Genomic DNA, 13,162 nt, shown 5'->3' on the forward strand with positions numbered 1-13,162 from the left:
ACGTGGCGAGGGCTCTCCGGGTCCTCAGCGTCCCGCGGTGATCTGCTGCGAGCCGATCACCGACAGCAGCTGCAGTCGTTCGTAGCTCTCGGTGCCGGGCGCGGCGGTGAGTACGAGGAGCGTCTGGCCCTGCTCGGGATCGATGAGGAACTGGCACTGCATCTCCATCACGCCGACCTCGGGATGCTGCAGCCGCTTCTCACGGGGATGGGTGCCGCGCACCTCGTGCTCCTGCCAGAGCGCGGCGAACTCCGCACTGGTCGCCAGCAGATCGTCGACCATCACACCCGCGCGCGACCGAGCGCCGAACTTCGCGTACGCCGTGCGGATGTCGGCTGCGAATGCACGGGACAGGCCGTGGTGATCTTCCGCGGGGTACACGTCGCGGGCAGACGGGTCCACGAACCACCGGTAGCCGACGCTGCGCATGCTGCCCTCGAAGCGCGTCTCGTCGCCGAACAGCGCTCGTGCCGCGGGCGTCTGCGCGAGCGTCTCGCCCAGTTCGGTCATCACCTGCGCGGGAGTGTCGGCGAGCCGGTCGAGGATCCGCATGAGGCCGGGGGAGACGTGCTCGCTGCGCAGCGCACGAGCGGGCGCGGTGTGGCCGGCGAGGCGGAAGAGGTGGTCTCGTTCATCCAGCGTCAGCCGCAGGCCGCGGGCGATGGCGGCGAGCATCTGCTCGGAGGGCTGGGGCCCTCGGGCCTGCTCGAGACGGCTGTAGTAGTCGGTGGACATGTCGCAGAGCGCCGCGACCTCTTCGCGACGCAGGCCGGCGGTGCGCCTGCGGGCGCCGCGTCGCAGGCCCACGTCCTCGGGCTGCAGCGCCGCCCGGCGGCGGCGCAGGAAGTCGGCGAGCTGAACCCTGTCCATCACCCGAGTCTCCGGCATCCGTCGCCCCGCAGCCAGGGATCCGCGGTCCCTCCCTGCGCCGAGCCGCGGCGGCGTCAGCTCACGCGCCCGCTCCCCGCGGCCGGGGAGCGGGCGGCGGCGGCACTCTCTTCGCGGCGATGATCGCACCGCGGGGGATGCGCTCGACCCCGCGCTTGCCGTCGACGACGACGGTCTCGGAATCGGCGCTCAGAAGCGGCCCGAGGGCGTCGGTCGCCTGGCCCGTCGGGAGCAGGTAGCGCACGACGACGCGGTGGCCGGGTTCGGGAAGCTCGATCATGAGGGTTCTCAGACGATGCCCTGGGTGCGGATGTCCGTCTCCAGGCTCTTGCCGTTGAGGTCGAGGTAGATGCGCCGCTCGGTGATCGAGACGGTCATCGTGTTGCGCCGCTCGAGCTCGGCGGCCGCGGCGTCGACGAACCCCGGATCGAAGCTGTGGAGGCGGATCTCCTCCGCGCGATGGATCCGCTTGCCGGCCCACGGCGCCGCGACCTTCGCCGGATCGCGATGCGTGTACACCGCGACGCGCGCGGCCTGCATGCTGCCGGAGTGGAGCCGCGCGGCATCCGGCGCACCCACCTCCACCCATGCGGTGAGCGCCCCGGTGAGGTCGCGGGCGAGCACCGCCGGCTCGTCGGTCGCCGAGATGCCCTCGCTGAACGCGATGCCCTCCTCGTACTCCAGGCAGTACGCCAGCACGCGCGTCATCAGGAAGGCGTCGGTCTCGGACGGATGCCGCGCCACACGCACCGACAGATCCTCGTAGACGCCCCGGTCGACGTCGGCCAATTGGATAGCAAAGGTGTACATCGTCGCGCCGACCGCCATAGCGTTCGAGCCTACGTGGTGACGTCGTGACGGCCAGACGCGGGTGGTTGCTGATGTTCTGCCAAGGTTTCGAGGAGATTCGCTGAAGATGGCCTAGGTTGACTCCATGGCTGGGGAGCTGACGGGAGTGCGGGGCGCGTCGCGAGGGCGGCGTCTCGCAGTGATCGCGGTGATCATGCTGGCGTGGCTGGCGATCTTCCTGGTGGGAGGCCGCGCCTTCAGTCAGCTGAACGATCTCGGCACGAATGACCGGGTGCAGTTCCTGCCGGCGAGCGCCGAATCCACGTCGGTGCAGGAGCAGCAGTCGAGATTCCGCGCGGAGGGCTTTTCCTACGCCGTGGCGGTCTTCACGTTCGACGCGCCCCTCGACGACCACGCAGCGCCCCTCATGGAGCGCGCGATCCAGCGCATCGAGCCCATCGCGGGCGTCGCGCTCTTCCGGGCGACGCCGGTCATCGTCTCGAAGGACCGGCTCGCAGCGGAGCTGGTGATCCCGGTGGACGCGGACAGCGAGCTCGATCAGGCCGTCCACAGCCTGCGGGTGGGACTGGATGAGGCGGTTCCCGGTGCGACAGCGGTCTACATCACCGGCGGCGCCGGGTTCGCCGCCGACATCATCTCGGCGTTCGCCGGCATCGATGGACTGCTCCTGCTCGTCGCCCTGGGTGCGGTGCTGGTCATCCTCATCGTGGTCTACCGGTCACCGCTCCTCCCGCTCATCGTGCTCGCGACGAGCATGTCGGCCCTGTGCGGAGCGGTGCTCGTGGTGGCCGGCCTCGCCCGATCGGGGCGATCCTCCTCGCCGGCCAGACGCAGGGGATCCTGCTGATCCTCGTCATCGGCGCCACCACGAACTACGCCCTGCTGTACATCTCGCGCTACGCCGAGGCGCTGACCCGGCACCGGTCGCGGTGGAGTGCCACGTGGGACGCGCTGGAGCGGTCGTGGCAGCCGATCCTCGCCTCGGGACTCACCGTCATCGCCGCCCTGATGGTGCTCCTCGGGAGCCGGCTTGACTCGAACCGGACGCTCGGCCCGATCGCATCCATCGGCATCGCCTTCGCGCTGCTGGCGTCGTTCACGCTGCTGCCCGCGCTCCTGTGCTCGGCGGGCAGGGTCGCGTTCTGGCCGCGCAAGCTGACGGCTCGCCCGTCCGACGCCATCCTCTCCGGCACCGGCGTGTGGTCGCGCCTGGCACGCCTCGTGCGGCGGCGACACCGCACAGTGTGGGTCGTGACCTCGCTCGTCTTGGCCGTGATGGCGCTCGGCGTGACGCAGCTGAAGGCGGAGGGCTCGCCATCGAGTGAGTACGTGACGGGGCAGTCGCAGGCGAGGGAGGGCCTCGCGGCCCTGGCCGCGCACTATCCCGCGGGGGCGGGAACGCCCGCCGTGGTGATCGTCGACGTCGACCGTCTGCTCGAGGCCGTCGTGGCGATCCAGGAGGTGGACGGCGTCGATCACGTGCGGATCGCGACGCTCGGCGGCCCGGCTCCCATCACGGCGGACGGCGTCCGGCCCTTCGCCGCGGGTTCGGGGGTCGCGCCCGCGCCGCTCGTGCTCGAAGACCGCGTACTGCTCGAGGCGACGCTCACCTCCGCCGCGGACACCCCCGAAGCCGAGCAGACCGTGAAGCGGCTGCGGGTCGCACTGGACGAGGTCGGCACCGACGTGCTCGTGGGCGGTCAGACCGCGATCGACGTCGATGCGAACGCGGCGGCGATCACCGACCGCACCCTCATCATCCCCGCGGTCCTCCTCGCGATCGCCCTCATCCTCATGCTGCTGCTGCGCTCGGTCGTCGCGCCCCTCATCGTCATCGGCAGCGTCGCGCTCTCCTTCGCCGCGGCTCTCGGCGTGTCCGCCGTCGTCTTCAACGCGGTGCTCGGGTTCTCGGGGGCGGACCCGACGGTGCCGCTCTTCGCGTTCGTGTTCCTCATCGCCCTCGGCGTGGATTACAACATCTTCCTGATGACCCGCGCGCGGGAGGAGACGATGCGCCACGGGCCGCGTGAGGGTGTGCTTCGGGCTCTCGTGCTGACCGGGGGCGTGATCACCTCGGCGGGCATCGTGCTGGCGGCCACCTTCGCCGCGCTCGGCGTGCTGCCGCTGCTGTTCCTCGTCCAGATCGCTTTCATCGTGGCCTTGGGAGTGCTGCTGGACACGTTCGTGGTGCGCACGCTGCTCGTGCCGGCACTCGCGTACGAGCTGAGGAGCCGGGTGTGGTGGCCCGGTCGAATCGGGCGCGCGTGGGCTGAAGTGACAGCCGAGGGGGCCACCTTGCGAATGCCTTCAGAAAACCCTAAGAACGCATCAGGCTGGTCGAATCCTGCAGATCAACCCGAGAAACACTTGATGTCGGGGTCGACCAGGGAGTAGACAGAGCAGCAGACGTTTTGCCGACGTCTGCGCGGCCGGCTCGGGGAAGCCGGGTGCATCACTGGGGATATGGGTGGAAACACCCGTAGGAGGCATTGCCGTGGACACACGATCATCTTCTCGCGCGCGGATCGAACCGGGACTCTCCGCAGGCGCACTGCAGATCGCGGCGGCGATCACAGCGATCATGGCGCTGGTGGTCACGCTGCTGCTGGCGCCGCCGCCTCCGACAGCGAGAGCGATCACGGACGAGGACCCCTCGTTCGTCCTGACCCAGAACGATCTCGAGTTCATCCTCCGCCAGATCCAGATCTCCGAGGCCCACGCCGCGGACGAACTCAACCCGTCCAACTACGAGCTGTACTGCCCCGGCCAGGGGACGGCGGCTCAGAACTGCGTGCCGGACATCATGCGCCCCGCGGGCGTGCGCACCGTCGACGGCAGCTACAACAACCTGGTCGCCGGTCAGGGGCAGTACGGCACCTCCGACAACGCGTTCCCGAGGCTGCTGCCGGAGCTGTGGCGGCAGGCGGAGCCGGAGGCGCTCGACCTCGGCTTCGAGGCGAACACTCCCGAGCAGATGGCGGGTTGCGAGGCGGGCGCCACGTGCTACGCGCAGACGGATGGCAATGTCTACGACTCGCACCCGCGTGAGATCAGCAACCTGATCGTCGACCAGACGGTGAACAACCCCGCGATCGAACTGCAGGTGGAGGCCGGCACGGCGATCCCTGTGGCGGGCACCGACCGCGTCACGACGCCGAACACGGCCCCCGACGAGGAGCTGTCGGCGCCGTTCAACACGTTCATGGGCTTCTTCGGCCAGTTCTTCGACCACGGCCTCGATCTGGTCGCCAAGGGCGGCAACGGGACGATGATCGTTCCGCTGGCGGCGGACGACCCGCTGTACTGCCTGCCCGAAGGGGTGCGCGCGCAGGACGAGACCATCGAGTGCGACCCCGCGGCGAACTTCATCACGCTGTCGCGGGCGAACCGCCTCGAGGACGAGGCGGGCAACCCCACCAACCAGCACGCGAACCTCACGAGCCCGTTCATCGATCAGAACCAGACCTACGCCTCGCACCCCGCGCACCAGGTATTCCTGCGTGAGTACGTGCTGATCGACGGCATCCCTCAGCCCACCGGCCACCTGATCGAGGGTCCCGACGGCGGCATGTCGACCTGGGCGGACGTCAAGGCGCAGAGCAATGACGTGCTCGGCCTGGCTCTGAGCGACGCCGACCTGCTCGACGTGCCACAGGTCGCCGTCGACCCGTACGGCAACTTCGTCCGCGGCGGCAACGGGTTCCCGATGTACCTCATCGTGAACGAGGCCGGCGAGACCGACTGGCTGGAGGGACAGCCGGGCGGCGCGGCCATCCCCGTCGGCTGGTCGAAGGTCGGCACGGGGCACGCGTTCCTCGACGACATCGCCCACGGGGCGACCCCGGTCGTCGGCGTCAACGGGGAGCTGCTGCCTCGCTTCGACGAGAACGGCGAGCCGATCCTCGACGAGAACGGCGAGCCCGTCCTCACCGGCTACGACAACGCCACGCTCGACGCGCACTTCATGGCCGGTGACGGTCGTGTGAACGAGAACATCGGCCTGACCGCTGTGCACGCGGTGTTCCACGCGGAGCACAACCGCATGGTCGGCCAGATCCTCGAAGTGCTGGACGGGGCGCGTCCCGAGCTCGAGGCTCAGGATTCCGAGGAGCGCGGCGGCATCGCCGAGTTCGCAGCCGCGTTCCGTGGCGAGAACCACTCGTACGCCTCGGACCGGCCGGAGGACCAGCTGCCCGGCTACGTCCCGGCGGCAGACCCCGCGGCAGAGCCCGTCGTAGGCCAGGCGGACGACTGGACGTTCGAAGAGCGACTCTTCCAGGCGGCGAAGTTCGCCACCGAGATGCAGTACCAGCACCTCGTCTTCGAGGAGTTCGGCCGCAAGATCGCACCGACGATCGACGCTGTCGTCTTCAACGAGAACAGCTACGACGCCAACATCAACGCGGCCATCACCGCAGAATTCGCGCACGTGGTCTACCGCTTCGGTCACTCGATGATGACCGAGGAGATCGGCCGGGAGCCGCTGCTGGAGGGCGGATCGGGCGCGATCGAGCCGGGTGGGGCGGGCGATGTCCCGCTGCTCACCGGGTTCCTGAACCCGGACGAGTTCGACCACAACGGCGCGCTCAGCCCCGAAGAGGCGGCGGGAACGCTGATCAACGGCATGACGTCGCGGATCGGCAGCCAGATCGACGAGCACATCGTCGACGTCCTGCGCAACAACCTCCTCGGCCTGCCGTTGGACCTCGCATCGCTGAACCTCCTCCGTGGCCGCGACGCCGGTGTTCCGTCGCTCCAGGCCGCGCGGCAGACGTTCTTCCAGGCGACGGGCGACGACGACCTCCGTCCGTACACGAGCTGGAACGACTTCGGGCTCAACACGAAGAACGGCAACAACTTCGGACGCGCCGGTGAGCGCGTGTCGCTGGTGAACTTCGTGGCCGCGTACGGCACCCACGAGACGATCACCGCGGCAACCACGCTCGAGGAGAAGCGCAACGCCGCGGCCCTGCTGGTCAACGGCGCACCGCTGGGTGAGGAGTTCGTGATCCGGCTCGCCGGTCCGGACCGCTATCAGACGGCCCGGGTCATCGCGGAGCGTCACTTCCAGCCGGGAGTGCCGGTGGCGTACATCGCGCAGGGGAGCAACTTCCCCGACGCGCTCGCCGGCGGTGCGCTGGCTGCGGCCACGGGGGGACCCATCCTGCTGACAGGACCGAACGACACGGGCGAGATCCCGCTGGCGACGGTGCTCGCGCTGACGAACCTTCAGCCGCAGCGGATCGTGGTGCTCGGGGGCCCCGGCGTGGTCGGCCCGAACACGGTGGCCTCGCTGGACGCCATCTCCGACGCGGATGCTCCGGTGACGCGGATCGCAGGTCTCGACCGCTTCGAGACCGCAGCCGAGATCGCGCGTGAGCTCGAGCCGGGCGGACGGGTGTTCATCGCCAACGGCATGAACTTCCCGGATGCGCTGGCAGGTGCGGCGGTGGCGGCCTCGTCCGGCTCCGCGGTGCTGCTGGTGCGGCCCGATGAGATTCCGGAGGTGACGGCGACGGTGCTGGAGGAGCTCGCTCCGTCAGAGATCGTGATCCTCGGTCAGACGGGTGCGGTGTCGGCTTCGGTCGCCTCGCAGCTCGGTGCGTACACCGACGGCGACGTGATCCGGCTCGGCGGCGGCGACCGCTACGCGACCGCGACGGCGATCACCGATCACTTCTTCCCGGACGGTGCGGACACGCTGTACCTGGCGACCGGCGCGAACTTCCCGGACGCGCTGACGAGCACGCCGGCGGCAGGCATCAACGGCTCGCCGCTGCTGCTCGTCCCGCCGACCGGGCTCACACCGGATCTCATCGCCGAGATCGAGCGTCTCGGCGTGCAGCAGATCATCATCCTGGGTGGTCCCGGCGCGGTCAGCTCGGACGTGGAGCTCGCCCTGGCGGACTTCGCCCCCGAACCGCTGCAGGCGCCTGAGGACCGCCTGGACTTCATGAACAGCACGGGCGCCTGGGCTGGAGTCGAGACGGGTCTGAACAACGTCGACTTCTGGGTCGGCGGTCTCGCGGAGCGGCTGAACCCGTTCGGCGGAATGCTCGGATCGACGTTCAACTTCGTGTTCGAGACGCAGCTCGAGAAGCTCCAGTTCGGTGACCGGTTCTACTACCTGTTCCGCAACCAGGGCGAGCAGCTGTTCGCCGCACTCGAAGGCAACACGTTCTCCGACATCATTCAGCGGAACACGGATGCCTCCAACCTTCCGGCAGACATCTTCGCGCTGCACGACCCCATCCTCGACGTCGATGACTTCGCAGGTGGGGGCGCGCTGCCCGCGGGTCTGATCCAGGAGCCGGACGGCACGTACCGCTGGAGCGGTGACGAGCACGTCGAACTCCACGGATCCGACGCCAACGACCGGATGCGGGGAGACGAGGGTGACGACGCCATCTGGGGTTACGCCGGCAACGACCGCATCGAGGGCGGGTCGGGCAACGACGCGCTCGTCGGCGGTACGGGCGACGACATCATCACCGACTCGTTCGGCGATGACAACCTCAAGGGCAAGCAGGGCAATGACGTCATGCACAACGGCCCCGGCGACGACCTGTCGATCGGTGGTCTGGGTGACGACTTCATGATCAACGGCGGTGGTAACGCGACCACGCTCTTCGCAGGGCTGGGCGACGACGTCACCCTCGGCACCTCCGGCCGCACGACGGTCTTCGGTGGCGAGCACAACGACTGGGTCGAAGGATCCAGCCACGCCGACCTGCTGCAGGGCGACAACGCCGACCAGGCGCAGAACGACACCCTGGGTGGCAACGACGTCGTGATCGGTCGCTTCGGCAACGACGACATCGAGGGCGAGGGCGGTGACGACATCATCGTCGGAACCTCCGTCGGCACCGATCGTCACCTCGGAAACCTGGGCTTCGACTGGCTGACCTACTGGGGCACGCCGGATGGAGTGGTCTCCGACTGGGCATTCAACCGGGTGTTCGAGACGCAGAACCAGCTGGCCTCGCGCTTCGACCTCCTCGAGGCCCTGTCGGGCGGCGTCGGGAACGACACGCTCCGCGGCCCGCTCGTGGAACCGGACGACTTCACCACGCTGAGCGAGGCGCCTCTCAACAAGGCGACCGAAGCATCGCTCGACCTGGTGGACGGTCTCGAGGCCATGCTGCGGCCCACCGCAACGAACCCGGTGACCGGAGACGAGATCGCCCTCGGCGACTTCGCGCTCCCGATCCTGCGGGACGCTCCCGAGATCGACGCGGACGGCGTGCACAAGGTCATGATCGCCGGACCCGGCAGTGACACCGTCGAAGGACGGGGTGGCAACGACTACCTCGACGGCGACGCGGTCCTGCGGGTGCAGCTGCAGGCGACGCTCAACGACGGCACGGTACTCGTCGTCAACAGCGCGTCCGAGCTGGTGACCCACGCGGTGGAGGGCCGGCTGAACCCGGGCAACATCGAGATCATCCGCGCGATCGACATCAACCGCGACGAGGTCGGCGACGCCGACACCGTGCAGTACGCCGATGTGCGGGCCGCGTACGCGATCTCGGAGATCGGGTTCGAGGGCTCCGGCTACTGGTCGGTCACTCACACCGCGGTCCAGGAGGCCGAGGAGAGCGACGGCACCGACACCATCACCGGGTTCGAGCGCATGCAGTTCGCGGACGGCTGCGCCGAGCTCATCGAGGGCGAGTGGGTGTCCTGCGAGCCGTCGGCCTTCGTGCAGATGGCGCCGATGGACCCGGTGGAGGGCGAGCCCGTCACCGCGACCCTGTGGGCGGATGAGGCCTTCACCGTCGACTTCGACGAGTCGGCAGTCACCAACCTGCTCTACACCTGGTGGGCCGGCGAAGGCGACACGGCCGACACGGTGGGCGAGTGGGAGGTGCTCGTCACCTCGCCGAGCGCGACCTACGTGCCCGACCAGGCCGCTGTGGGGCAGTTCCTCCGCGTGACGGTCGGCTACACCGATCCGGTGGACGGGCTGTTCCGCGCAGCACGGTCGGCGGTCTCCACGTCGCAGGTGCAGGACGTGCAGCAGAACGGCACGCTCTCGATGCAGTCGACCGCACCGTTCGTGGTGGGTACGCCGATCGTCCCGGGCATCCCGAGCGACCCGGACGGACTCTTCGAGGAAGGCGCGCTCACCTACCAGTGGGCGTGGACGACCGACGATCCGGCCTCGCCCACGGCGGTGTGGACCGACATCCCGGCCGACGCCGGCGGCACGGCGAGCGCCTACGCGCCGGCCGCCGCCGATGTCGGCAGGACGATCCGCGTGACCATCGGCTACGTCGACGGAGCCGAGACCGCGCAGAGCGTGTCGGCCTATACCTCCGAGCCCGTCACCGCGGCACCCTGACGACAGGGCCGCGTCCGACACCCTCCCATTCGTGTCGGACGAGGAGGGCCGGTTCCCGAGAACCGGCCCTCCGTGGTGTCCATGGTGCTCACGGCGCGACGATTCAGGCGCGCCGCAGCGCCCGCCGGCTCAGTCCCGCGGCCACTCGATGAGCAGAAGGCCCTGCTTGGTGTCGGCGACGGTGACCTGGCCCTCGGCGAAGAGGTACGTGATGCCGTACCCGTTCTCGTCGGGGGCGATGACCGTGTTCGGGCTCTCGGTGACGTAGACCCCCGAGGCGTCCTCTTCTCGGATCCACCCCTGCGAGACGAGCTCGGTCTGCGCGTCGGCGGCCGCGTCGTCGGCGAGGAGCGCCCAGCCGAACATCTGCCCGTGGTCTCCGGCGGGTCCGCTGAAGTCGGCCCACATGCACTGGATGCCGCCTTCGATCTCGGTGCTGCCGATGTAGAGCGGCGACTGCTGCGAGCTCCAGCCGATGCTCTGGAAATCGGCCACGACGGATTCGCCGATGAGCGTCTCGCAGGTCGGAGCCTCGCTCGACGCCGGCTCGGGCTCGCCGGTGGTGGTGGGCTCGGGCGCGGCGCTGGTCGGTGTCGCGGCGTTGCCCGTCTCCTGCGGTGCAGGCTCCTCGGGCGAGCCCGTGCAGGCGGTGAGCACCATCGCGGTGAGGACGAGCGCGGCGGCGGTGCCGAGGATCCGGGGCGCAGGCATGAAGGGTCTCCGTTGGGGGATGGGAGGGCGGAAGGACGTCAGGCGGAGTGGAGCAGATCGAGGAACGCGGAGTGGAGCACGCGGTTGGTCGCCAAGGAGGAGCGCTCGGAGAGGGAGTCGTTGCCGTCGTAGGACGTGAACCTCCCGCCCGCTTCGGTCACGATCGGCACGAGCGCCGCGATGTCGTACTCCTTGACGCCGAACTCGGCGACGAACTCGAGGCGTCCCTCGGCCAGGAGCATGTAGGGCCAGGCGTCGCCGTAGCCGCGGTCCCGCCAGACCGACGACGTCAGACGCTCGAGCGCATCGAGCCTTCCGGCCTCACGCCACTGTCCGATGCTCTGGAAGCTGACGCTCGACTCGGCGACGGCGTCGACCCTCGACACCGCGAGGCGCCGCCGCTCGCCCGCCGGCGTGTTCGTCCACGCGCCCAGGCCCGTGGCCGCCCACCACCGGCGGCCGATCGCCGGCTGGCTCGCGACGCCGACGCGCGGTACGCCGTCGACGACGAGGGCGATCAGCGTGGTCCACATCGGGATGCCCTTGAGGTAGTTCGCCGTGCCGTCGATCGGATCGACGATCCACTGGCGGTTCGAGTCGCCGCTGATGCCATACTCCTCGCCGAAGACGCCGTCGCCGGGCCGTTCGGTCTCGAGGAGTGCGCGGATGGCCCGCTCGGTGGCCAGATCCGCCTCGGTCACATGGCTGGCATCCGCCTTCAGCCGGATGTCGAGATCCGCGGCATCGAAACGGGACATGGATGCCGCGTCCGCCGCGTCGGCGAGGCGCAGCGCAAGGTCGAGGTCCGGCGAGAGATCCCCCTCGAAAGGCGTGTCGAACGACGGCGGCACGAGGGGGGAGGTCACGCGGTCCAGGATACCCGGGGGCCTTCCGCGTTCGATTTCACGTTGCGCGATCGTGATGGTAGCGTTGACCCTCGGTTCGCCACGTTGCGAATCGAGCACCTCTAGCTCAATCGGCAGAGCAACTGACTCTTAATCAGTGGGTTCTGGGTTCGAGTCCCAGGGGGTGCACCATCAAGAAGGGCGGTCCGCGAGGACCGCCCTTCTGCTGTCTCCGCTCTCTTCCGACTTGACCCGCACGGCGTCGTCCGCATAGATTGCAGGAACCTGAATCGGGTCTCATGTATGAGGCGGAGGCCTGGTTCCCGAATCCTTCCAATGGGGAAAGGCACGCACATGCGGGTTACGAAGAAGTTGCTCCTGGGCTCCGTGGTCGTCACGGCAGCGATCGCCCTGGCGGCCTGCGCGCCGACCGCGGAGACGCCGTCGGGCGAGGCGACCGACGGCGGTGGTCCCGCCGAGGTCACGGTCGGCATCGTCACGAGCGAGTCGGGGCCGCTCGCCGGCTACGGCAAGCAATACCTCGATGCGTTCGAGGCAGGTCTCGACTATGCGACCGACGGCACCGGCGAGATCGACGGCACGACCATCACCATCGAGAACCGCGATGACGCCGGAGACCCCGACAAGGCCGTCACCGCCGTCAAGGAGCTGATCGGCGAGGGCGTCAACATCATCGCCGGCACCGCATCCTCGGGCGTCGCCCTCGCCGTCGCCGAGCAGGCGCAGCAGAACAAGGTGCTCTACATCTCGGGCCCGGCCGCGGCTGATGCGATCACCGGCATCAACGACTACACGTTCCGTTCCGGCCGGCAGAGCGCGCAGGACGTCGCGACCGCGGGCACGTTCCTCGACGACATCGAGGGCAAGACGGTCGCTGTGTTCGCGCAGGACAACGCGTTCGGTCAGGGCAACGTCGCGGCCGTGGACGCCATCCTGGGCGGCAAGGGCGCGACGGTGAGCCCCGTGCTCGTCGCCGAGGACGTCACCGAGTTCACGCCGTTCGCGCAGCAGGTGCTCGCGGCTGCTCCCGACCTCGTCTTCGTGGCGTGGGCCGGCGCCACCTCGGGCGCGATGTGGCAGGCGATGAGCCAGCAGGGCGTGCTCGACGAGATCCCGGTGGTCACCGGACTCGGCGATGCCGCGACGTTCGGGGCCTACGGCGAGGCATCCGAGAAGATCAACTTCCTCAACCACTACTTCCCCGGTGGCCCGGACAACGACGTGAACACCGCGATGGTGGAGGCGATCGAGGAAGCCGGCGGAACGCCCGACCTCTTCAGCCCCGACGGGTTCAACGCGGCGATCATGATCGTCCACGCGATCCAGGAGGGCAAGGGCGACGTCGACGCGATGGTCTCGGCGCTGGAGGGCTTCGAGTTCGAGGGACCCAAGGGCGCCATGACCGTCCGTGAGGGCGACCACGCGCTCATCCAGGAGATGTACCAGGTGAAGCTCGTCGCCGACGGCGGCACCTTCGTGCCCGAGCTCATCGACACCGTCGCCGCCGACGAGGTCGCGCCGGCCGAGGCCGAGTGAGCCGGGG

9 protein-coding genes and 1 tRNA gene are annotated in these 13,162 nt (G+C 69.2%); 5 read left to right on the plus strand and 5 right to left on the minus strand.

All coding sequences use genetic code 11. The annotated features are described in order from the left end of the window. Positions 1–24: 24 nt before the first annotated feature. The 3 genes from V6R91_RS20890 to V6R91_RS20900 form a co-directional block, all read right to left on the minus strand. Positions 25–870, minus strand: coding sequence for a helix-turn-helix transcriptional regulator (locus V6R91_RS20890; protein ID WP_336396848.1), 846 nt, complete (start codon positions 868–870; stop codon positions 25–27). 79 nt (positions 871–949) lie between these two features. Continuing rightward, on the minus strand, positions 950–1,168 hold the full coding sequence (locus V6R91_RS20895; RefSeq protein WP_336396849.1) for a putative acetyltransferase: 219 nt from the start codon (positions 1,166–1,168) through the stop codon (positions 950–952). An 8-nt stretch (positions 1,169–1,176) separates the two neighbouring features. Continuing rightward, positions 1,177–1,716 (minus strand): YaeQ family protein, encoded by a 540-nt coding sequence (locus tag V6R91_RS20900; RefSeq protein ID WP_336396850.1) that lies wholly within the window; start codon positions 1,714–1,716, stop codon positions 1,177–1,179. 106 nt (positions 1,717–1,822) lie between these two features. Between V6R91_RS20900 and V6R91_RS20905 the strand changes: the two genes are divergently transcribed. The 3 genes from V6R91_RS20905 to V6R91_RS20915 all read left to right on the plus strand — a co-directional run bounded on the left by V6R91_RS20905 (position 1,823) and on the right by V6R91_RS20915 (position 10,042). After that, positions 1,823–2,545 carry an MMPL family transporter gene (locus tag V6R91_RS20905; protein ID WP_336396851.1) on the plus strand — a complete coding sequence of 241 codons (723 nt, stop codon included), beginning with the start codon at positions 1,823–1,825 and terminating at the stop codon, positions 2,543–2,545. Beyond that, positions 2,464–4,092 (plus strand): MMPL family transporter, encoded by a 1,629-nt coding sequence (locus V6R91_RS20910; RefSeq protein ID WP_336396852.1) that lies wholly within the window; start codon positions 2,464–2,466, stop codon positions 4,090–4,092. Before V6R91_RS20905 ends, V6R91_RS20910 begins: the two co-directional genes overlap by 82 nt. 100 nt (positions 4,093–4,192) lie before the next feature. Then, the gene (locus tag V6R91_RS20915) at positions 4,193–10,042 is read left to right on the plus strand and encodes a cell wall-binding repeat-containing protein (protein ID WP_336396853.1); all 5,850 of its coding nucleotides are present in this window, start codon (positions 4,193–4,195) and stop codon (positions 10,040–10,042) included. Positions 10,043–10,171: 129 nt separating this feature from the next. On the opposite strand, the gene V6R91_RS20920 is transcribed toward V6R91_RS20915, so the two are convergent. Together V6R91_RS20920 and V6R91_RS20925 are read right to left on the minus strand one after the other, a co-directional pair. Beyond that, complete coding sequence (locus tag V6R91_RS20920) at positions 10,172–10,753, minus strand: hypothetical protein (RefSeq protein WP_336396854.1); 582 nt, start codon at positions 10,751–10,753, stop codon at positions 10,172–10,174. 38 nt (positions 10,754–10,791) lie between these two features. Continuing rightward, positions 10,792–11,619, minus strand: coding sequence for an inositol monophosphatase family protein (locus tag V6R91_RS20925; RefSeq protein ID WP_336396855.1), 828 nt, complete (start codon positions 11,617–11,619; stop codon positions 10,792–10,794). 95 nt (positions 11,620–11,714) lie between these two features. Between V6R91_RS20925 and V6R91_RS20930 the strand changes: the two genes are divergently transcribed. Together V6R91_RS20930 and V6R91_RS20935 are read left to right on the plus strand one after the other, a co-directional pair. After that, positions 11,715–11,790 (plus strand) — tRNA-Lys (locus tag V6R91_RS20930). A gap of 162 nt (positions 11,791–11,952) precedes the next feature. Continuing rightward, the gene (locus tag V6R91_RS20935) at positions 11,953–13,155 is read left to right on the plus strand and encodes a substrate-binding domain-containing protein (RefSeq protein WP_336396856.1); all 1,203 of its coding nucleotides are present in this window, start codon (positions 11,953–11,955) and stop codon (positions 13,153–13,155) included. Positions 13,156–13,162: the final 7 nt, after the last annotated feature.

This window comes from Microbacterium sp. CCNWLW41, assembly GCF_037083505.1.

Excerpts from the sequence above, each read along its gene's own strand:
- V6R91_RS20890 (WP_336396848.1), bottom strand. The coding sequence starts at position 870 with ATGGACAGGGTTCAGCTCGCCGACTTCCTGCGCCGCCGCCGGGCGGCG.
- V6R91_RS20905 (WP_336396851.1), top strand. The coding sequence starts at position 1,823 with ATGGCTGGGGAGCTGACGGGAGTGCGGGGCGCGTCGCGAGGGCGGCGT.
- V6R91_RS20920 (WP_336396854.1), bottom strand. The coding sequence starts at position 10,753 with ATGCCTGCGCCCCGGATCCTCGGCACCGCCGCCGCGCTCGTCCTCACC.
- V6R91_RS20895 (WP_336396849.1), bottom strand. The coding sequence starts at position 1,168 with ATGATCGAGCTTCCCGAACCCGGCCACCGCGTCGTCGTGCGCTACCTG.
- V6R91_RS20900 (WP_336396850.1), bottom strand. The coding sequence starts at position 1,716 with ATGGCGGTCGGCGCGACGATGTACACCTTTGCTATCCAATTGGCCGAC.
- V6R91_RS20935 (WP_336396856.1), top strand. The coding sequence starts at position 11,953 with ATGCGGGTTACGAAGAAGTTGCTCCTGGGCTCCGTGGTCGTCACGGCA.